Annotated in this window: 19 protein-coding genes; 14 read left to right on the forward strand and 5 right to left on the reverse strand. The window is 69.2% G+C overall.

Annotated elements, in window-relative coordinates:
- Nucleotides 1-8: 8 nt before the first annotated feature.
- The 13 genes from AWC19_RS05970 (at nt 9) to nuoN (ending at nt 15,237) form a co-directional block, all read left to right on the forward strand.
- Nucleotides 9-563 (forward strand): NuoB/complex I 20 kDa subunit family protein, encoded by a 555-nt coding sequence (locus AWC19_RS05970; RefSeq protein ID WP_085077159.1) that lies wholly within the window; start codon nt 9-11, stop codon nt 561-563.
- The gene (locus AWC19_RS05975; RefSeq protein ID WP_085077160.1) at nt 560-1,288 is read left to right on the forward strand and encodes an NADH-quinone oxidoreductase subunit C; all 729 of its coding nucleotides are present in this window, start codon (nt 560-562) and stop codon (nt 1,286-1,288) included. The genes AWC19_RS05970 and AWC19_RS05975 overlap by 4 nt, the downstream gene beginning before the upstream one ends.
- Nucleotides 1,288-2,592 (forward strand): NADH dehydrogenase (quinone) subunit D, encoded by a 1,305-nt coding sequence (gene nuoD / locus AWC19_RS05980; RefSeq protein WP_085077161.1) that lies wholly within the window; start codon nt 1,288-1,290, stop codon nt 2,590-2,592. The genes AWC19_RS05975 and nuoD overlap by 1 nt, the downstream gene beginning before the upstream one ends.
- Entirely contained in the window at nt 2,589-3,362 is a 774-nt protein-coding gene (gene nuoE / locus AWC19_RS05985; protein ID WP_085077162.1) for an NADH-quinone oxidoreductase subunit NuoE, read from the forward strand. Before nuoD ends, nuoE begins: the two co-directional genes overlap by 4 nt.
- Nucleotides 3,362-4,693 (forward strand): NADH-quinone oxidoreductase subunit NuoF, encoded by a 1,332-nt coding sequence (gene nuoF, locus AWC19_RS05990; protein WP_085077163.1) that lies wholly within the window; start codon nt 3,362-3,364, stop codon nt 4,691-4,693. Before nuoE ends, nuoF begins: the two co-directional genes overlap by 1 nt.
- Before the next feature lie 102 nt (nt 4,694-4,795).
- Entirely contained in the window at nt 4,796-7,213 is a 2,418-nt protein-coding gene (locus AWC19_RS05995; RefSeq protein WP_085077164.1) for an NADH-quinone oxidoreductase subunit G, read from the forward strand.
- Nucleotides 7,214-7,217: 4 nt separating this feature from the next.
- The gene (gene nuoH / locus AWC19_RS06000) at nt 7,218-8,468 is read left to right on the forward strand and encodes an NADH-quinone oxidoreductase subunit NuoH (RefSeq protein WP_169718083.1); all 1,251 of its coding nucleotides are present in this window, start codon (nt 7,218-7,220) and stop codon (nt 8,466-8,468) included.
- On the forward strand, nt 8,461-9,006 hold the full coding sequence (nuoI, locus tag AWC19_RS06005; RefSeq protein WP_085077166.1) for an NADH-quinone oxidoreductase subunit NuoI: 546 nt from the start codon (nt 8,461-8,463) through the stop codon (nt 9,004-9,006). The genes nuoH and nuoI overlap by 8 nt, the downstream gene beginning before the upstream one ends.
- A 35-nt stretch (nt 9,007-9,041) precedes the next feature.
- On the forward strand, nt 9,042-9,842 hold the full coding sequence (locus tag AWC19_RS06010; RefSeq protein WP_142281021.1) for an NADH-quinone oxidoreductase subunit J: 801 nt from the start codon (nt 9,042-9,044) through the stop codon (nt 9,840-9,842).
- Nucleotides 9,839-10,138, forward strand: a complete 300-nt coding sequence (nuoK, locus tag AWC19_RS06015; protein ID WP_047313174.1) for an NADH-quinone oxidoreductase subunit NuoK — start codon at nt 9,839-9,841, stop codon at nt 10,136-10,138. Before AWC19_RS06010 ends, nuoK begins: the two co-directional genes overlap by 4 nt.
- A 10-nt stretch (nt 10,139-10,148) precedes the next feature.
- A complete protein-coding gene (gene nuoL / locus AWC19_RS06020) occupies nt 10,149-12,035 on the forward strand; it encodes an NADH-quinone oxidoreductase subunit L (RefSeq protein WP_085077167.1) in 1,887 nt (628 codons plus the stop codon).
- Between the two features lie 11 nt (nt 12,036-12,046).
- The gene (locus AWC19_RS06025) at nt 12,047-13,651 is read left to right on the forward strand and encodes an NADH-quinone oxidoreductase subunit M (protein ID WP_085077176.1); all 1,605 of its coding nucleotides are present in this window, start codon (nt 12,047-12,049) and stop codon (nt 13,649-13,651) included.
- A complete protein-coding gene (gene nuoN, locus AWC19_RS06030; RefSeq protein ID WP_085077168.1) occupies nt 13,648-15,237 on the forward strand; it encodes an NADH-quinone oxidoreductase subunit NuoN in 1,590 nt (529 codons plus the stop codon). The genes AWC19_RS06025 and nuoN overlap by 4 nt, the downstream gene beginning before the upstream one ends.
- A gap of 6 nt (nt 15,238-15,243) precedes the next feature.
- Here nuoN and AWC19_RS06035 read toward each other — a convergent pair whose 3' ends face one another.
- The 5 genes from AWC19_RS06035 to AWC19_RS06055 are packed head-to-tail and all read right to left on the reverse strand — an operon-like array spanning nt 15,244 to nt 19,375.
- Nucleotides 15,244-15,681, reverse strand: coding sequence for a hypothetical protein (locus tag AWC19_RS06035; protein ID WP_085077169.1), 438 nt, complete (start codon nt 15,679-15,681; stop codon nt 15,244-15,246).
- A complete protein-coding gene (locus AWC19_RS06040; protein WP_085077170.1) occupies nt 15,678-16,943 on the reverse strand; it encodes a DUF58 domain-containing protein in 1,266 nt (421 codons plus the stop codon). Before AWC19_RS06040 ends, AWC19_RS06035 begins: the two co-directional genes overlap by 4 nt.
- Nucleotides 16,940-17,917, reverse strand: coding sequence for an AAA family ATPase (locus AWC19_RS06045; RefSeq protein WP_085077171.1), 978 nt, complete (start codon nt 17,915-17,917; stop codon nt 16,940-16,942). The genes AWC19_RS06040 and AWC19_RS06045 overlap by 4 nt, the downstream gene beginning before the upstream one ends.
- A gap of 16 nt (nt 17,918-17,933) precedes the next feature.
- Nucleotides 17,934-18,416 (reverse strand): hypothetical protein, encoded by a 483-nt coding sequence (locus tag AWC19_RS06050; protein WP_085077172.1) that lies wholly within the window; start codon nt 18,414-18,416, stop codon nt 17,934-17,936.
- Nucleotides 18,413-19,375 carry a DUF4129 domain-containing protein gene (locus AWC19_RS06055; protein ID WP_169718081.1) on the reverse strand — a complete coding sequence of 321 codons (963 nt, stop codon included), beginning with the start codon at nt 19,373-19,375 and terminating at the stop codon, nt 18,413-18,415. Before AWC19_RS06055 ends, AWC19_RS06050 begins: the two co-directional genes overlap by 4 nt.
- A 187-nt stretch (nt 19,376-19,562) precedes the next feature.
- Here AWC19_RS06055 and AWC19_RS06060 point away from each other — a divergent pair, with 187 nt between their 5' ends.
- Entirely contained in the window at nt 19,563-20,948 is a 1,386-nt protein-coding gene (locus AWC19_RS06060; RefSeq protein ID WP_085077173.1) for an HNH endonuclease signature motif containing protein, read from the forward strand.
- Nucleotides 20,949-21,013: the final 65 nt, after the last annotated feature.

The raw sequence follows: 21,013 nt of genomic DNA on the forward strand, positions 1-21,013 counted from the left end.
GGTAAGACGTGGGCCTGGAAGAACAGTTGCCCGGTGGCATCCTGCTGTCAACGGTCGAGAAGGTGGCGGGCTACGTCCGCAAAAACTCGCTATGGCCCGCGACGTTCGGGCTGGCGTGCTGCGCGATCGAGATGATGGCGACGGCCGGGCCGAGGTTCGACATCGCGCGGTTCGGCATGGAGCGGTTCTCGGCGACGCCGCGGCAGGCCGACCTGATGATCGTGGCCGGGCGGGTCAGCCAGAAGATGGCCCCGGTGCTGCGCCAGATCTACGACCAGATGGCCGAGCCGAAATGGGTGCTGGCCATGGGGGTGTGCGCGTCGTCGGGCGGGATGTTCAACAACTACGCGATCGTGCAGGGCGTCGACCACGTCGTCCCCGTCGACATCTACCTGCCCGGCTGCCCGCCGCGCCCCGAGATGCTGCTGTACGCAATCCTCAAGCTGCACGAGAAGATTCAGGAAATGCCGCTCGGCGTCAACCGCGAAACGGCGATCGCCGAGGCCGAGCAGGCGGCGCTGGGGGCCCGGCCCACCATCGAGATGCGCGGGCTGCTGCGATGAGCTCCCCCGAACACGACCCGAAGGTGGCGGCCACCGAAGTCGGGGGATCCATCCCTGGCCCCGACGAAGAGGTGATCGACGTGCGCCGCGGCATGTTCGGGGTCCGCGGCACCGGCGACACCTCCGGCTACGGGCGGCTGGTGCGCGAGGTCACGCTGCCGGGCAGCAGCCCCCGGCCCTACGGCGGCTACTTCGACGACATCGCCGACCGGCTGGCCGAGGCGCTGCAGCGCGACGGCGTCGAATTCACCGACGCGATAGAAAAAGTCGTGGTCTACCGCAACGAGCTGACCCTGCACGTGCGCCGGGAGCTGCTGCCGCAGGTCGCCCGGCGGCTGCGCGACGAACCCGAGCTGCGCTTCGAAATGTGCCTGGGCGTCAGCGGGGTGCACTACCCGAACGAGAAGGGCCGCGAGCTGCACGCCGTCTACCCGCTGCAGTCGATCACCCACAACCGCCGGCTGCGGCTGGAAGTGGCTGCGCCGGACAGCGATCCGCACATCCCGTCGCTGTACTCGGTCTACCCGACCAACGACTGGCACGAGCGCGAGACGTACGACTTCTTCGGGATCATCTTCGACGGCCACCCGTCGCTGACCCGAATCGAGATGCCGGACGACTGGCATGGCCATCCGCAGCGCAAGGACTACCCGCTGGGCGGCGTCCCGGTCGAATACAAGGGCGCCAAGATACCCCCACCCGACGAGCGCAGGGGCTACAACTGATGAGCGACACCGACATCGACACTGTCCTGGTCGCGGGCGGTCAGGACTGGGACCAGGTCGTCGAGGCCGCCCGCAACGCGGACCCGGGTGAGCGCATCGTCGTCAACATGGGCCCGCAGCACCCGTCCACCCACGGGGTGCTGCGGCTGATCCTCGAGATCGAGGGCGAGACCGTCACCGAGGCCCGCTGCGGAATCGGCTACTTGCACACCGGGATCGAGAAGAATCTCGAATACCGTTACTGGACACAGGGCGTCACCTTCGTGACGCGAATGGATTACCTGTCACCGTTTTTCAACGAGACCGCCTACTGCCTCGGCGTGGAGAAGCTGCTCGGCATCACCGACGAGATACCCGAGCGCGTCAACGTCATCCGGGTCATGATGATGGAACTCAACCGGATCTCGTCGCATCTGGTCGCGTTGGCGACCGGCGGCATGGAACTGGGTGCGATGACACCGATGTTCGTCGGGTTCCGGGGCCGCGAAATCGTGCTCAACCTGTTCGAATCGATCACCGGCCTGCGGATGAACAGCGCCTACATCCGCCCCGGCGGCGTGGCCCAGGACCTGCCGCCCAACGCGGAAAGCGAGATCGCCAACGCCCTCGAGCAGTTGAAGCAGCCCCTGCGCGACATGGGCGACCTGCTCAACGAGAACGCCATCTGGAAAGCCCGCACCGAGGGCGTGGGCTACCTGGACCTGACCGGTTGCATGGCGCTCGGCGTCACCGGCCCGATCCTGCGTGCCACGGGGCTGCCGCACGACCTGCGCAAGAGCGAGCCCTACTGCGGGTACGAGAACTACGAGTTCGATGTGATCACCGACGACGGCTGTGACGCGTACGGGCGCTACATCATTCGCGTCAAGGAGATGTGGGAGTCGATCAAGATCGTGGAGCAGTGTCTGGACAAGTTGCGGCCCGGCCCGACGATGATCGAGGACCGCAAGATCGCCTGGCCGGCCGACCTGAAGGTGGGCCCCGACGGTTTGGGCAACTCGCCCGAGCACATCGCGAAGATCATGGGCAGCTCGATGGAGGCGCTGATCCACCACTTCAAGCTCGTCACCGAGGGCATTCGCGTTCCGGCGGGCCAGGTTTACACCGCCGTCGAGTCGCCCCGCGGCGAGCTTGGCGTGCACATGGTCAGCGATGGCGGCACCCGCCCATATCGGGTGCACTATCGGGATCCGTCGTTCACCAACCTGCAGTCGGTCGCGGCGATGTGCGAGGGCGGCATGGTCGCCGACCTGATCGCCGCCGTCGCCAGCATCGACCCGGTCATGGGCGGGGTGGACCGATGAGCGGCCCGCAAGGTCAGCCGGTGTTCATCCGGCTCGGCCCGCCGCCGGAGGAGCCCAACGCGTTCGTGACCGAGGGTGCGCCGCAGTCGTATTCGCCGGAGGTGCGGGCCCGGCTGGAGGTCGACGCCAAAGAGATCATGGGCCGCTACCCGAGCAAGCGTTCGGCCCTGCTGCCGTTGCTGCACCTGGTGCAATCGGAGGACTCGTACTTGACCCCGGCGGGCCTGGAGTTCTGCGGCGAGCAGCTGGGCCTGACCGGCGCCGAAGTGTCCGCGGTGGCAAGCTTTTACACGATGTACCGCCGCGGACCCACCGGCGATTACCTGGTCGGTGTCTGCACGAACACGCTGTGCGCGGTGATGGGCGGCGACGCCATCTTCGAGGCCCTCAAGGAGCATCTCGGCATCGGCAACGACGAGACCACCGCCGACGGCTCGGTCACCCTGCAACACATCGAGTGCAACGCCGCCTGCGACTACGCGCCGGTGGTGATGGTCAACTGGGAGTTCTTCGACAACCAGACCCCGGACTCAGCGCGCGAGCTCGTCGACTCGCTGCGCTCGGGCAACCCGAAGGAGCCGACCCGCGGGGCGCCCCTGTGCGCCTTCCGCGAGACGTCGCGCATCCTGGCCGGCCTGCCCGACGAGCGCCCCGACCAGGGCCAGGGCGGCCCGGGCGCCGCGACGTTGGCCGGGTTGCGGATAGCCAGGGAGCTCGGGATGGAGGCCCCGCCCGCACCCGGGTCCCCGTCGACTGGGAGGGACGACTGATGGCCGCGCCCACCGCCCAGGCCACGCCGTTGACGCCGGTGATCACCCGCTTCTGGGACGACCCGCAATCGTGGACGCTTCAGACCTATCGCCGCCACGACGGCTACCAGGCGATGCAGAAAGCCTTGGCGATGGAGCCGGACGCGGTGCTGGGGGTCGTCAAGGACTCCGGGCTGCGGGGCCGCGGCGGCGCGGGCTTCTCCACCGGGACGAAGTGGTCGTTCATCCCGCAGGGCGACGCCGGCCCGGCCGCCAAGCCGCATTACCTGGTGGTCAACGCCGACGAGTCGGAACCCGGCACGTGCAAAGACATTCCGCTGATGTTCGCGACGCCGCACGTGCTGATCGAGGGCGTCATCATCGCCTCCTACGCGATCCGGGCCAACCACGCGTTCATCTACGTGCGCGGTGAGGTGGTGCCGGTGTTGCGCCGCCTGCAAAACGCGGTGGCCGAGGCCTACGCCGCGGGCTATCTCGGCCGCGACATCAACGGCTCCGGCTTCGATTTGGAGCTGGTGGTGCACGCGGGGGCCGGCGCCTACATCTGCGGCGAGGAGACCGCGCTGCTGGACTCCCTGGAGGGCCGCCGCGGCCAGCCGCGGCTGCGTCCGCCATTCCCCGCGGTCGCCGGGTTGTACGGCTGCCCCACGGTGATCAACAACGTCGAGACCATCGCCAGCGTGCCGCCGATCATCCTCAACGGGGCCGAGTGGTTCCGCTCGATGGGCAGCGAGAAATCGCCCGGCTTCACGCTGTATTCGCTGTCCGGCCACGTCACCCGGCCCGGCCAGTACGAGGCGCCGCTGGGAATCACGTTGCGGGAGTTGCTCAATTACGCGGGCGGGGTGCGGGCGGGGCACCGGCTCAAGTTCTGGACGCCCGGCGGATCGTCGACACCGCTGCTGACCGACGAGCACCTCGACGTGCCGCTGGACTACGAGGGCGTGGGCGGCGCCGGCTCGATGCTGGGCACCAAGGCGCTCGAGATCTTCGACGAGACCACCTGCGTGGTTCGCGCGGTGCGCCGCTGGACCGAGTTCTACCAGCACGAGTCGTGCGGCAAGTGCACGCCATGCCGGGAGGGAACCTACTGGCTGACCCAGATCTACAAGCGGCTGGAAACCGGAGCGGGCACCCAGGAAGATCTCGACAAGCTGCTCGACATCTCCGACACAATCCTCGGAAAGTCGTTCTGCGCGTTGGGCGATGGCGCGGCCAGCCCGGTGATGTCGTCGATCAAGTATTTCCGCGACGAATACGTCGCGCACGTCGAAGGGGGCGGCTGCCCGTTCGACCCGAAAGACTCCATGCTTAACGGAGGGCATCGATGACCCCCGCCGGCGACGATGCGATGCGAAGCAGCGAGGAGGAGCGGCGCATATGACCCAAGCCGGCGACGATGCGATGCGAAGCAGCGAGGAGGAGCGGCGCATATGACCCAAGCCGCCGACACCGAAAAGCAGGTCAGCAAGCCCGAGATGGTGACGCTGACCATCGACGGCGTCGAAATCACCGTTCCCAAGGGCACATTGGTGATCCGCGCGGCCGAGTTGATGGGCATCCAGATCCCGCGGTTCTGCGACCACCCGCTGCTGGAACCGGTGGGCGCGTGCCGCCAGTGCCTGGTCGAGGTCGAGGGGCAGCGCAAGCCGATGGCGTCGTGCACCACCGTCGCCACCGCCGACATGGTGGTGCGCACCCAGCTCACCTCCAAGGCGGCCGACAAGGCCCAGCACGGCGTGATGGAGCTGCTGCTGATCAACCACCCGCTGGACTGCCCCATGTGCGATAAGGGTGGTGAATGCCCGCTGCAAAACCAGGCGATGTCCAACGGGCGGGACGACTCTCGGTTCACCGACGTCAAGCGCACCTTCGCCAAGCCGATCAACATCTCGTCGCAGGTGCTGCTGGACCGCGAGCGCTGCATCCTGTGCGCGCGGTGCACGCGGTTCTCCGAGCAGATCGCCGGCGACATCTTCATCGACATGCAGGAACGCGGCGCCCTGCAGCAGGTCGGCATCTACGCCAACGAGCCGTTCGACTCGTACTTTTCGGGCAACACCGTGCAGATCTGCCCGGTGGGCGCGCTCACCGGCACCGCCTACCGGTTCCGTGCCCGCCCCTTCGACCTGGTGTCCAGCCCGAGCGTGTGCGAACACTGCGCGTCGGGGTGCGCCCAGCGCACCGATCACCGCCGCGGCAAGGTGTTGCGCCGGCTGGCCGGTGACGATCCCGAGGTCAACGAGGAGTGGAATTGCGACAAGGGCCGGTGGGCGTTCAATTACGCGACGCAGCCCGACGTGATCACCACTCCCCTGATCCGGGACACCAACGGCGAGCTGCGGCCGGCGTCGTGGTCGCACGCGATCATCGCAGCGGCCCAGGGATTCGAGGCGGCCCGCGGGCGCGCCGGCGTGCTGGTCGGCGGGCGGGTGACCTGGGAAGACGCCTACGCCTACAGCAAGTTCGCGCGAATGGTGTTGGACACCAACGACATCGACTTCCGCGCCCGCCCGCATTCGGCCGAGGAGACCGAGTTCCTCACCACCCGCGTCGCCGGCCGGCCGGTGACGGTCAGCTACTCCGATCTCGAATCGGCGCCGGTGGTGCTGCTGGTCGGGTTCGAGCCGGAAGACGAGTCGCCCATCGTGTTCCTGCGGTTGCGCAAGGCCGCGCGCAAGAACCATGTCCCGGTCTATGCGGTCGCGCCCTTCGCCACCCGGGGGCTGACGAAGATGGCGGGCCGGCTGATCAAAACCGTTCCGGGAGCGGAGGCTTCGGCGCTGGACGGCCTGGCCACCGGCGAGCTGGGCGACCTGCTCGGCAAGCCGGGCGCGGTCATCATGGTCGGCGAACGGCTCGCCACGGTGCCGGGCGGGTTGTCCGCGGCCGCGCGGCTCGCCGACGCCACCGGCGCGCGGCTGGCCTGGGTGCCGCGCCGCGCCGGCGAGCGCGGCGCGCTCGAGGCCGGGGCGCTGCCCACGCTGCTGCCCGGTGGCCGCCCCGTGGCCGACGACGCCGCACGGGCGGAGGTCGCCGCGGCCTGGCACGTCGACGAATTGCCTTCCGCGGCAGGGCGTGACGCCGCGGGCATCCTGGCCGCCGCCGCCGCCGGATCGCTGGGCGCCCTGCTGGTCGGCGGCATCGAACCGGCCGACTTCCCCGATCCCGAGGCGGTGCACGCGGCGCTGGACGCCGCCGGCTTCGTCGTCAGCCTGGAACTGCGCCACAGCGCCGTCACCCAACGCGCCGACGTGGTGTTCCCCGTCGCGCCGACGACGCAGAAATCCGGCGCCTTCGTCAACTGGGAGGGCCGCTACCGCGGGTTCGAGCCCGCGCTGCGCGGCACCACACAGCAGGCCGCCCAGTCCGACCACCGGGTGCTCGACACGCTGGCCGACGAGATGGGCGTCTACCTGGGCACCACCACCGTCGAGGCGGCGCGCGAGGAGCTGTCCGGGCTGGGCCCCTGGGACGGCGAGCGTGCCGCCGGTCCGCAGGTCGCCGCGGCGGGGCCGGCCGAGCCCGGGCCGGGGCAGGCCGTGCTGAGCGGCTGGCGGCTGCTGATCGACCAGGGCCGAATGCAGGACGGGGAGCCATATTTGGCCGGGACGGCGCGGGAGCCGGTCGTGCGGCTGTCGGCCGACACCGCCGCCGAGATCGGCGCCGCCGAGGGCGACCGGGTCACCGTCAGCACGTCGCGGGGGTCGATCACCCTGCCGCTGACCGTGACCGACATGCCCGACCGGGTGGTGTGGCTTCCGCTGAACTCACCGGGTTCGGCGGTGCACCGCAAGTTGGGCGTGACCATCGGGAGCATCGTGGGGATTGGAGTCGGCGCGAATGACTAACACGTTGACCGCCTTCGGACACGACACCTGGTGGCTGGTGCTGGGCAAGGCGCTGGCGATCTTCGTCTTCCTCATGCTCAACGTCCTGGTCGCAATCCTGCTGGAACGCAAAATCCTCGGCTGGATGCAGCGGCGGCCCGGCCCCAACCGGGTGGGGCCCTGGGGGGCGCTGCAGAGCCTGGCCGACGGGATCAAGCTGGCCCTCAAAGAAAGCATCACCCCGGGCGGCATCGACAAGTTCGTTTACTTTGCGGCGCCGGTCTTTTCGGTCATCCCCGCGTTCACCGCGTTCGCGTTCATCCCGTTCGGCCCGGTGGTGTCGATCTTCGGGCACCGCACGCCGTTGCAGCTGACCGACCTGCCGGTCGCGGTGTTGTTCATCCTGGGGCTTTCGGCGATCGGCGTGTACGGCATCGTGCTCGGCGGCTGGGCGTCGGGATCGACCTACCCGCTGCTCGGCGGGGTGCGCTCCACCGCGCAGGTCATCTCCTATGAGGTCGCGATGGGGTTGTCCTTCGCGGCGGTGTTCCTCTACGCCGGCTCCATGTCGACGTCGCAGATCGTGGCCGCCCAGGACCGGGTCTGGTACGTGTTCTTGCTGCTGCCGTCGTTTCTGATCTACCTCATCTCGATGGTCGGCGAGACCAACCGCGCGCCCTTCGACCTGCCCGAGGCCGAGGGCGAGCTGGTCGCCGGGTTCCACACCGAGTACTCGTCGCTGAAGTTCGCGATGTTCATGCTGGCCGAGTACGTCAACATGATGACCGTTTCGTCGCTGGCCACGGCCCTGTTCTTCGGCGGCTGGCACGCGCCGTGGCCGATCGACATGTGGGCGGGCGCCAACACCGGGTGGTGGCCGGTGCTGTGGTTCATCGCGAAGATGTGGACGTTTTTGTTCATCTATTTCTGGCTGCGCGCCAGCCTGCCCCGGTTGCGCTACGACCAGTTCATGGCGCTGGGCTGGAAGTTGTTGATCCCGGCCTCGCTGGTGTGGGTGTTGATCGCGGCGGTGATCCGCACCGCGCGCAACCAGGGATTCGCCCATTGGACGCCGGTGTTGGTGATCAGCAGCGTCGTCGTGGCCGGCGCGCTGCTCTTGCTGCTGCGAAGGCCGTTCACGGCGCCCAGCATTCGCGCGATGCAGCGCCAGCTGCGCCGGCAGACCCCCTCCCCCGAAATCACCGAGCCGGCGTTCCCGACGCCGCCGCTGCCGGCGCAGAAGGTCGGCGCGACCAAGGAGGAAGCACGTGCCTAAGTTTCTCGATGCCGTCGCCGGGTTCGGCGTCACGCTCGGTTCGATGTTCAAAAAGACCGTCACCGAGGAGTATCCGGAGAAGCCGGGCCCGGTGGCCCCGCGCTACCACGGCCGTCACCAGCTCAACCGGTACCCGGACGGCCTGGAAAAGTGCATCGGCTGCGAGCTGTGCGCCTGGGCCTGCCCGGCCGACGCGATCTACGTCGAGGGCGCCGACAACACCGAGGAGTTGCGGTACTCGCCCGGGGAACGCTACGGGCGGGTCTACCAGATCAACTACCTGCGCTGCATCGGTTGCGGCCTGTGCGTCGAGGCCTGCCCCACCCGGGCGCTGACGATGACCAACGACTACGAGATGGCCGACGACAACCGGGCCGACCTGATCTACGAGAAGGACCGGCTGCTCGCTCCGCTGCTGCCCGACATGACCGCGCCGCCGCATCCCAGGGCGCGGGGCGCCACCGACAAGGACTACTACCAGGGCAACGTGACCGCGAACGGCTTGCGCGAGAAGCAGATCGCCGGAGGACCGAAGTGAGCGCGGCATACCTGGCTTCGAACCTGGCCTCGAATGTGGCCTCGAATGTGGCTGCCGACACCATCGTTCGCACCTCCACCGGCGAAGCGGTGGCGTTCTGGGTGCTGGGCGCGCTGGCGCTGATCGGCGCGCTCGGCGTGGTGTTGTCCGTCAACGCCGTGTACTCGGCGATGTTTTTGGCGATGACGATGATCATCCTGGCGGTGTTCTACATGATCCAGGACGCCCTGTTCCTCGGCGTCGTGCAGGTCGTGGTCTACACGGGCGCGGTGATGATGCTGTTCCTGTTCGTCCTGATGCTGATCGGAGTGGATTCCGCGGAATCGCTGAAGGAGACGCTGCGCGGCCAGCGAGTCGCCGCGGTGGTCACCGGCCTCGGATTCGGCGTCCTGCTGCTGGCCGGGATCGGCAACGTGGCGACCGGCGGCTACACCTCAGGCTTTGCCGGCCTGACCACCGCCAACGCCAACGGCAACGTCGAAGGCCTGGCCGCGCTGATCTTTTCGCGCTACCTGTGGGCGTTCGAGCTAACCAGCGCGCTGCTGATCACCGCGGCGGTCGGCGCGATGGTGCTGGCGCACCGGGAGCGTTTCGAGCGCCGCAAGACCCAGCGCGAACTGTCCCAGGAACGCTTCCGCGCCGGCGGGCATCCCACCCCCATGCCGAACCCCGGCGTCTACGCCCGGCACAACGCGGTCGACGTGGCGGCGCTGCTGCCCGACGGCTCGTACTCGGAGTTGTCGGTGTCGCCGATCCTGCGGCTGCGGGGCGCAAACGGCGGGGACGCCCCGGACACCACCCGCTCGCCCGAGACCGTGAAGGGCGGCGCGTCGTGAATCCCGCGAACTACCTGTACCTTTCGGCGCTGCTGTTCACGATCGGGGCCGCGGGTGTGCTGTTGCGCCGCAACGCCATCGTGATGTTCATGTGCGTCGAGTTGATGCTCAACGCCGTCAACCTGGCGTTCGTCACGTTCGCGCGGATGCACGGCCACCTCGACGGCCAGATGATCGCGTTCTTCACCATGGTGGTGGCCGCCTGCGAGGTCGTCGTCGGCCTGGCCATCATCATGACGATTTTCCGTGCCCGCAAATCGGCGTCGGTCGACGACGCGAACCTACTCAAAGGCTAAGAACGCCACGATGATTGACTACAGCTGGCTGCTCGTGGCGCTGCCGTTGGCGGGCGCCGCAATCCTGCTCTTCGGCGGCAGGCGCACCGACCCGTGGGGCCACCTGCTGGGCTGCGCCACCGCAGTCGCAGCGTTCGGGGTGGGCGCGACGCTGCTCGCCGACATGCTCAACCGAAGCGGGAACGACCGCGTCATCCACCAAAAGGTGTTCAGCTGGATCCCCGTCGGGCAGCTGCAGGTCGACCTCGGTCTTCAGATCGACCAGCTGTCAATGTGTTTCGTGCTGCTGATCACCGGCGTGGGGTCGCTGATCCACATCTACTCGATCGGCTACATGGCCGACGACCCGGACCGCCGACGGTTCTTCGGCTACCTCAACTTGTTCCTGGCGTCGATGCTGCTGTTGGTGGTCGCCGACAACTACGTGGTGCTCTACGTCGGCTGGGAGGGCGTCGGCCTGGCCTCCTACCTGCTGATCGGTTTCTGGTACCACAAGCCGACGGCGGCCACCGCGGCCAAGAAGGCGTTCGTGATGAACCGGGTCGGCGACGCCGGGCTGGCGCTCGGAATGTTCTTGATGTTCAGCACCTTCGGCACGCTGTCGTATGCCGGGGTGTTCGCCGGGGCGCCGGCGGCCGGCCGGGGCGCGCTGACCGCGATGGGATTGCTGTTGCTGCTGGGCGCGTGCGCCAAGTCGGCTCAGGTCCCGCTGCAGGCCTGGCTGGGTGACGCGATGGAGGGCCCCACTCCCGTCTCCGCGCTGATTCACGCCGCCACCATGGTGACCGCCGGGGTGTATCTGATCGTGCGGTCCAATCCGCTGTACAACCTGGCGCCGGACGCGCAGCTGGCGGTGGTGATCGTCGGGGCCGTCACGTTGCTGCTCGGGGCGTTCATCGGTTGCGCCAAGGACGACATCAAGCGCGCGCTGGCGGCCTCGACGATGAGCCAGATCGGCTACATGGTGCTGGCCGCCGGGCTCGGGCCGGCCGGTTACGCGTTCGCGATCATGCACCTGCTCACCCACGGATTCTTCAAGGCCGGCCTGTTTCTGGGTTCCGGCGCGGTGATCCACGCGATGCACGAAGAGCAGGACATGCGCCGCTACGGCGGCCTGCGCGCCGCCCTGCCGATCACGTTCGCGACGTTCGGGCTGGGGTACCTCGCGATCATCGGCGTGCCGCCGTTCGCGGGCTTCTTCTCCAAGGACAAGATCATCGAGGCGGCGCTGTCCACCGGCGACACCCGCGGCTACGTCCTGGGCGGGGCCGCGCTGCTGGGCGCCGGCGTCACCGCGTTCTACATGACGCGGGTCATGCTGATGACCTTCTTCGGCGAAAAGCGTTGGGCCCCAGGGTCGCACCCGCACGAGGCGCCGGCCGTGATGGCGTGGCCGATGATCCTGCTGGCCGTCGGCTCGGTGTTCTCCGGGCTTTTGATGTGGTGGGGCGGCAGCCTGCAGCGCTGGCTCGAGCCCGTCGTCGGCGTGCGGGAAGAATCCGCCCATGCCCTGCCGGCCTGGGTCACCACCGCCGTGGCGCTGGCCGTCGTCGCGATCGGCATCGCGGTGGCCTACCGGATGTACGCCAGGGCGCCGATCCCCCGGGTGGCCCCGCTGGCGGTCAACCCGCTCACCACGGCCGCCCGCAGGGACCTCTACGGCGATGCCTTCAACGAGGAGGTGTTCATGCGCCCCGGCGCGGAACTGACCCAGGCGCTGGTCGAAGTCGACGACGCCGGGGTGGACGGCTCGGTCAACGCGCTGGCGGCGCTGGTCAGCCGGACCTCGAATCGCTTGCGGCGGGCCCAGACCGGCTTCGCCCGTAACTACGCCCTGTCCATGCTCGCGGGCGCCGTGCTGGTGGCCGCGCTGATCCTGGCGGTGAGGGTCTGGTGAACGGCGCTTTCATGAACAGCGTGCCGTGGCTGAGCGTGCTGTGGCTGGTGCCGCTGGCCGGCGCCGTGCTGACCATCCTGCTGCCCCCGGGGCTGCGCCGGCTCGCCAAATGGACCGGCCTGGTCTTCGGCGTGCTGACGCTGGCGGTGGCGGTCGTCGTCACCGCCGGCTTCAAGACCGGCGGCGCCACTTACCAATTCGTCGAAACGCACCGCTGGATACCGGCGCTGGGCGCGGGTTACTCCCTCGGCGTGGATGGCATCGCGGTGGTGCTGGTGCTGCTGACCGCCGTGCTGATCCCGCTGCTGCAGGTCGCCGGCTGGAACGACAGCGACGGTGACGATGGCGGCGACCGCAACCCGCGCGGCGTGCACGCCTACGTCGCCCTGACGCTGGCCATCGAGTCGATGGTGCTCGTCTCGGTGATCGCGCTGGACGTGTTGCTGTTCTACGTGTTCTTCGAGGCCATGCTGATCCCGATGTACTTCTTGATCGGCGGCTTCGGCCAGGGTCCCGGCAGGTCGCGCGCCGCGGTGAAGTTCTTGCTGTACAACCTGTTCGGCGGCCTGATCATGCTGGCGGCGGTCATCGGGCTGTACGTGGTGACCGCCCAACACGGTTTGGGCACCTTCGACTTCCGTGACATCGTGGCCGGCGTCGCCTCCGGCCGCTACGGCGCGGACCCGGCCGTCTTCAAGGCGCTGTTCTTGGGCTTCATGTTCGCGTTCGCCATCAAGGCGCCGCTGTGGCCGTTCCACCGGTGGCTGCCCGACGCCGCCGTGGAGGCCACGCCCGCGACCGCGGTGCTGATGATGGCGGTGATGGACAAGGTCGGCACCTTCGGCATGCTGCGCTACTGCCTGCAGCTGTTCCCCAGCGCCTCAACGTATTTCCGGCCCCTGATCGTGGTCCTCGCCGTCATCGGGGTGGTCTACGGCGCGATCGTGGCGATCGGCCAGGCCGACATCATGCGCCTGATCGCCTACACCTCGATCTCCCACTTCGGGTTCATCATCCTGGGCATCTTCGTGATGACCAGCCAAGGCCAGAGCGGGTCCACGCTGTACATGCTCAACCACGGCCTGTCCACCGCGGCGGTGTTTTTGATCGCCGGCTTCCTGATCGCGCGGCACGGCAGCCGGTCGATCGCCGACTACGGCGGCGTGCAGAAGGTGGCGCCGATCCTGGCGGGCACGTTCCTGGTCTCGGCCATGGCCACCCTGTCACTGCCCGGTCTGGCGCCGTTCATCAGCGAATTCCTGGTCCTGCTGGGCACTTTCAACCGGTACTGGTTGGCGGCCGCGATCGGCGTCACCGCGTTGGTGCTGTCGGCGATCTACATGCTGTGGCTCTACCAGCGGGTGATGAACGGGCCGGTGGCCGCCGGCAACGAACGCATCGGCGACCTCAGGGCGCGCGAGATGCTCGTCGTCGCCCCGCTGATCGCGCTGCTGATCGCGCTCGGGGTCTACCCCAAGCCCGTGCTGGACCTGATCAATCCGGCCGTCGCGAACACCATGACCACCATCGGCCAGCACGATCCCGCGCCGAGCGTGCGGCCGGGCACCCCGGGAACGGCGCAAGCGCCGAAGACAGCCGAAGGACCGCACCGATGACCCTGCCCACCCCCAGCGTCGAGTACTTCCTGCTGTGCCCGATGCTCATCGTCTTCGGCGTCGCGGTGGTAGGCGTGCTCGTCGAAGCGTTCGTTCCCAGGCGATTTCGTTACGGCACCCAGGTGACGCTGGCCCTCGGCGGCCTGATCGCGGCGTTCGTCGCGGTGGTCGCGGTCAGCCGCTCGCTTGCGGCCCCGGGCCGCGCCGCGGTGCTGGGCGCGGTGGCCATCGATCGCCCGACCCTGTTCCTGCAGGGCACCGTGCTGCTGGTGGCCGTGCTGGCGGTGATCCTCGTCGCCGAGCGCACGCAGGCCAAGGCCGAGAGCAAGGTTTCGGTGGGCGCGGCCTCGGCCGGGCTGGATTCGTTCACCCCGCAGGCGTCCGCGGTGCCCGGCAGCGATGCCGAGCGCGAGGCGCGGCGGGCCGGGGCGGCGCAGACGGAGCTCTTCCCCCTGCTGACCCTGTCGGTCGGCGGCATGATGGTGTTCCCCGCCTCCAACGACCTGTTGACGATGTTCGTTGCGCTGGAAGTCCTTTCGCTGCCCCTGTATCTGATGTGCGGGCTGGCCCGGCATCGCCGCCTGCTCTCTCAGGAAGCGGCGATGAAGTATTTCTTGCTGGGCGCGTTCTCGTCGGCGTTCTTCCTCTACGGGGTCGCACTGATCTACGGGGCGACGGGCACGCTGCTGCTGTCGGGGGTGCGCGATGCCCTTGCCGCCCATGGCGACAGCTCGATGGCGCTGATCGGCGTCGCGCTGCTGTCGGTGGGCCTGCTGTTCAAAGTGGGTGCGGTGCCGTTTCACTCGTGGATCCCCGACGTCTATCAGGGCGCGCCGACCCCGATCACGGGGTTCATGGCGGCGGCCACCAAGGTCGCGGCGTTCGGCGCGCTGCTGCGCGTGGTTTACGTCGCGCTGCCGCCGCTGCACGACCAGTGGCGCCCGGTGCTGTGGACCATTTCGATCCTGACCATGGCGGTCGGCACCATCACGGCCGTCAATCAGACCGACGTCAAGCGGATGCTGGCCTATTCGTCTGTCGCGCACGTCGGGTTCATCCTCACCGGCGTCATCGCCGACAACACCGCGGGCCTTTCGGCCACGCTGTTTTATCTGGTCGCCTACAGCTTCAGCACCGTGGGCGCGTTCGCGATCGTGAGCCTGATCCGCAACGCCGACGGCTCAGAACTCTCAGAGGACGCCACCCTGTCGCATTGGGCGGGGCTCGGGCAGCGCTCACCCATTGTGGGCGTGATGTTTTCGATGTTTTTGCTGGCCTTCGCCGGCATTCCGCTGACGAGCGGCTTCGTCAGCAAGCTCGCGGTGTTCAAGGCCGCCGCCCAGGGCGGCGCCGCGCCGCTGGTGATCGTCGGTGTGGTGGCCAGCGGGATCGCCGCCTACTTCTACGTGCGCGTCATCGTGTCGATGTTCTTCACCGAGGCCACCGACGAGACCCCCCAGGTGGTGGCTCCGGGCATCCTGAGCAAGGCCGCGATCGCGGTGTGCGCCTTGGTGACAGTGCTTTTGGGCATCTTCCCGCAGCCGCTGCTCGACCTGGCCGACCAGGCCGCCCAGCTGCTGCGCTGAACCGGCTCAGCTCACGAACGGCCGCGTCGCCACGAGATAGACCGCCAGCGCGGCCAGCGGCGCCGCGAGCGGCAACCACGGCAGCTGCAGCGGGAACGCCGTGGCCACCAGCCCGGCGACGGTGAACCCCACGGCCCCGAGCACCGTCGGCCAGCTCCGCATGACGACGCCCTCGGCGGCGCCGACCGCGTGGCAACAGGCCAGGTAGGCGGCGGCGCACAGGCCCGACCACGCGGCCAGGACCAGCGACGGATCCGACGCCAAAATGGCTGCCACGCAGAGCAATACGGCCCCTGTCGCGGCCGGCCTGTACACCACCCCGGCGCCCACGGCGATCAGGGCGGCCGCCGCGGCGGCCAACGCGACGCCGTGAGCCCCGACCGCGGCCAACCCCACCATCAGCACGCCGAAGACGGTGGAGGCGACCAACGCGACCGATCTCATCCCCGCAGCCGTCCGCGCACCCGGTGCCGGCGGTCGGGAAGGACGCCCATCGCCTGTTCCAACGTGCTGTCCCCCTGCCAGGACACGATGTCCACTCCGACGGTGGCCATGTCGCGATACATCGCGGAGCGCTGCAGCGCCCACATCCGGTCCACCAGCGGATCCTGCTGGGCCTCGAACGGCGAGGTGTCGAGGACGTCCACGGCGAGCACGACGTGGCCGCGCTTGCGCAGGTCGATCAAAGCCAGCGCGAACTCGGTGTCCAGCAGCGTCGAGAACGCTATCACGATCGCGGCGGCGGGAACCGCCGCCCGCGGCGCCAGTGTGCCGGTGGTGTTTTCGAACCGGTCGCCGGCGCTGAGCACGGTGTCGAGCACGCGGTAGAACTGGCGCTGGCCGATGTCGGCGCCCAGCCATCGGGGGTGGTTGCCGCCGAGGGCGACGATCCCGGCGCGGTCGCCGTGGCGCAGCGCGGTCTGCACCACCTGCGCCGCGCCGCGCACGACGCGCTCGGTGGCCTCGGTCGCCGGGCCCGCCGGCTGCCGGTACGCGTCGATCAGCACCACCACGTCGGCGGCCCGATCGGTCAGCCGCTGCGTCACATGCAACCGGCGCCGCCGCGCGCTCACCGGCCAGTTCACCGCCCGCAACTGGTCACCGGGCACGTAGGGGCGAATGTCGGCGTACTCGACGCCCGGCCCGACGTGCCGGGTCAGGTGGGCGCCCAGGCGGTCCAGCAGCTCGGTCCGCGGGATGGGCGTCAATTGCGGTGGCGTGAGCGGGAACACGATCACCTCGGCGGCGTCGACGGTGGCCGTTCCGGTCAGCAACCCACCGCGCGCGAGCACGTCGACCCGCGCCCGAATGGGATAGCGGCCCCAGCGTTGCGCGCTCACCACAACGGTTTTCGCGGGTCCGGCGCCGCAGTCGAGCTCTTCGAGATGCATGCCCGCGACGGCCGAAACCGTCAGCCGCAGCGCCGCATGCCCGGCCGTCCCGGATTCTTCGGTCACCCACACGGACACCCGCGCCTGTTCGTTTTCGAAGCGGCGCTGCGAGTCCGGCTCCCCGTAAACCATAATCTTGGGCACCGCGTGCTGCCAGCTGACCGAGCACAGCACGCCGAGCAGCGGCGCGGCGAAGGCGATCAGCTCCCAGCGGCCACCGATCACCGCGGCGGCCAGCGCCACCCCGGCGCAGGTCGCGATCGCCTGCGCCAGCGGTGATGCGCGCCAACGGAATTCGGCCTCGCACCCGCTCATTCGGTCGGCCCGTGCCCGCCGCTCGTCCGGGGCACCGGCAGGCGCCGCAACAGTTCCCCAACGACGTCGGCGCCCTGAATCTTTCGCACCCACATCTCCGGGCGCAGCGTGATGCGGTGTGCGACGGCCGGAACGGCGAGCGCCTTGACGTCCTCGGGGATCACGTAGTCACGGCCGAGCAGCAGCGCGCGGGCCCGCGCGAGCTGAATTAGGTCGAGCTCGGCCCGCGGGCTGGCGCCGACGGCGACCTGCGGGTGGTGCCGGGTGGCGTTGGCCAGCGAGACCACGTAGTGCAGGACGTCCTCGTGCACGGTCACCTGCTCGACCGATTCGCGCATCGCCAGCAGGTCGTGGCCGTCCACCACCTGGCCGACCGTCGGTTCCGCCGAGCCGCGGTCCAGGCGGCGGCGCAGCATCGCGGTCTCGTCGCGCTGGGACAGGTAGCGCAGCTCCAGCCGGATCGCGAACCGGTCCAGCTGCGCCTCGGGAAGCGGGTAGGTGCCCTCGTATTCGATCGGGTTGTCGGTCGCCAAGACGATGAACGGCGTTGGCAGCTTGTGGGTTTCGCCGTCGATGCTCACCTGGCCCTCGGCCATCGCCTCCAGTAGCGCGGCCTGCGTCTTCGGCGGGGTGCGGTTGATCTCGTCGGCCAGCAACAGGTTGGTGAAGATGGGGCCGGCCCGGAAAGCGAAACGGCCCGACTGCATGTCGTAGATGGTCGAGCCGAGCAGGTCGGCGGGCAGCAGGTCCGGCGTGAACTGCACGCGGGTGAATCGAAGTCCCAACGCGGCCGCGAAGGACCGTGCGATCAGCGTCTTGCCCAGGCCGGGCAGGTCCTCAATCAGGATGTGCCCGCGGGCCAGTACCGCGGTGAGGATAAGGGTGAGCGCCGAGCGCTTGCCCACCACCACACGTTCGATTTCGTCGAGCACCGCCTCGCAGTGTGCGGTGGTAGTCGCGGCCGGCAGTGTCATGTCTGGCTGGCTCCCCTCATACCTGCTGCAACTTCCGCAGAATCTCTTCCAGCGCCCCACGGCCGGGACCGGGCTGGCGGTCGCCGGTGTGTGTGATGTTGTTGGGATTGACCCATTCCCACAGTTCGACTCCGAAGAGCATCCGGCCGGTCGCGTGATAGGCGACCGGGTCCTTGGATTGCTTTTGCCCCGTGGTCATTTCATATCGCCGCGCCAGCATCGGGCGTAAATGCCGATCCCAGTCGGCACGGGTGGAGTCCGCCCACCGCAGCGTCGTCTCGGTGGTGGCAAGCCAGCGACGCAACGAATCCCCGCGATCGTCGGGGTCCGACTCGTCGTCGGATTCGGCGCCGCGGGCCAAATAGCGGCGGACGTTGAGCAACACCAGCGCCAGGGCGGCCCCCGAGGCGGCCAGCAGGAATCGGCGATCGTGCAGGATGAGTGCCATCAGCTCTATCCCAACGATCAGGCAAATGCCCAGGGCCACAAGCTTTCTCATACGGGGCTCCGCAACTCGTCAAGCACCAGGCGCAGCACGCCGACCGCGACCTCACGGTGTCCCTCGTTCATCACGTGCGGGCTGAAACGCGCCTCTTCGAACAGGTTGACCAGCTGCACCGCGGTGTCGGCGTGCAGCGCGTGGTGTTCGACTGCCCGCACCAGCACCTCGGTCGGGGTGTCGAACTCCTGCGGGGCGGCCCCCGGCACGTTGGCGAGCCCACGCTCCATCGCGGCGTAGCACGCGATGATCGCCTCGCGCGGTTCGCGGCTCATGTCGTCCATCTCGGCCAGCCCCAGCTCGGCGGCGCGGACCAGCGACTCCGAGCGCGGCGTCGGCGCCGCTGGCTCCGCGCCGTTGTCGGCGATGGCCGCCGGGACGGCCGAGCGCCGCCGCCGCATGATCACCGACGCCGCCACGATGACCAGCATCATCGGCACGGCGCCGGCCAGCAGGACGCCGAACATGTCTCTCGTTCGTTTCTGCGTCGGTTGCTGCGTCGGTTGCTGCGTCGGTTGCTGCGGCGGCGGGGCGCCGGCCTGCCCGGGCGTCGGCGCGTTCTGCGCCGGGCCGGCCCCGAACGGCGCGGCCGGGTGCGGCGCCAGGTAGCGGATTGCCAGGGTCACGATCAGCAGCCACGCAAGGATCAGCGCGAGCCCGATCAGCAACACCTGCCAACTCGGGCGGCCCCCGCCGGTGCCCAGCAGCTCGGACAGGTCGCCCTGCTTGGGGCCGGCGGCGCGCGGGTCGCGCAGCCGCGCCACCACCGCGATCGTCAGCAGCGCCAGCGTCCCGCTCAGGGCGGCGATGACGAACATCATCGCGGCCCGGCCGCTGCCCTCCTCGCGGTGCACGGGGTGGTCGGGGGCCGGTAGGTATCCGCGCAACGCGGCCGCAACAAAGATCAAGAGGACGATCAGGGCGATGACCCGCCCCGTCGGCTTGTCGATACCGGGCATTGGCACACCTGCCTGCCGTTGCGGGCGCTGGCTTTCTCATACTTGCACGTCAGGGGCCGTGGCCGCCAGAACGGCGGTCAGGCGGCGCGGGGCCGGGTTATGCACAGTCGCGACTTCATCCACAGCCGGCAACGACGGCGTGCGTGGGCCCGGAGTCTTGACGGTGGTCATTCCTAACGTCGGCGCCATGGGTTCGGGTGTGGGTGCCGCGGAGGCGCGAGAGCGGATCGATGCTGCTCTCGACGCCATCGACGCCGCCCACGACGTGCTGCGCGCGACCTCGTCCGATGTGGTGGGCAACGATTTCCGCGTCGGCGTGGCCGAGCGGCTGGAGACCCAGGACCGCGTCAACCGCGGACTGATGTACCGGTTTTTCGCCGAGATCGCCGACCCGCCCGACGGCGCCGAATCGGTGCCGGCCGTCCGCGCGAAGCTGTGCGCGCGGCTGCGGGTGACGCCCGCGGAGCTGATTCGGCGCTTCAAGCTGGCCGCTCGGATCCGGCCGCGGCGCTCGCTGACCGGTCCCGCGGTGCCGCCCGAGCTGCCCGGGCTGGCGGCGGCGGTGGAAGCCGGCGCGGTCGGCGAGGACCATATCCGCGCTGTGTGCCGCGCGGTCGACGCGCTGCCCGCCAGCGTGTCGCCGACCGAGGTGGCCGAGGCCGAGCGCACCCTGGTGGCGCACGCGACGAAGCTCGACGCGGGCATCGTCGCCAAGCTCGGCCAGCGCATCGCCGACTATCTCAATCCCGACGGCCTGTTCACCGACGAGGACCGCGCCCGCCGCCGCGGGCTGCGCCTGGGGCCGCAGGGTCCCGATGGCATGTCGCGGCTGACCGGGTTTCTGGACCCCGAGGCCCGCGCCTATCTCGAAGCGATCGAGGCGGCGGTGCGGCCCGGCCGGCACCAACCCGAGGGCGCCGCACCCGAACAGCGGGACGAGCGCAGCGCCCCGCAACGCTGCCACGACGCGCTCAAACTGGGCTTCGAAACCGCCCTGGCCTCGGGCCAGCTCGGGACCCATCGCGGTCATCCGGTGACCGTCGTGGTCACCACTACCCTTGACGAACTCAACCGGGCCGCCCACGCCGTCGTCGACCCGTCGATCCCGATGCCCGCCCCGGCACGCACCGGTGGTGGCTCGCGGCTGCCGATGCGCGATTTGATTCGCTTGGCCGCCAAGGCAATCCACTACCTGGCCGTGTTCGAAGACCACACCGGCCGTCCGCTGTATCTGGGACGCCAAAAGCGCCTCGCCACCGCCGACCAGCGACTCATCTGCTACGCCCGGGACCGCGGCTGCACCCGACCCAACTGCCTGGAATCCGGTTACCACTGCGAGGTGCACCACGCACCGGACTGGGCCCACGGCGGGAGCACCGACGCGGACAAGCTGTTTTTCGCTTGCGGCTGCGACCACGGCGCGACCACTCGCGGCGAATGGCACACCATCGTCACCGACAACGGGCGACTCGGCTGGACCGACGGCAGCGGGCCGCCGCAGATCAACCACGCCCACCACCCCGAGGAGCTGCTGCGCGGCGATCCCGATCCGCCCGAGGAAGAGGCTCCCTAATGCGTTTGTCAAGCCGCGTTGGTGCTGCCGGCCGGGTTGTAGGGCTGTCGGGTGCGCAACATGGC

Origin of the sequence: Mycobacterium palustre (assembly GCF_002101785.1) — a bacterium.
Classification (GTDB): domain Bacteria; phylum Actinomycetota; class Actinomycetes; order Mycobacteriales; family Mycobacteriaceae; genus Mycobacterium; species Mycobacterium palustre.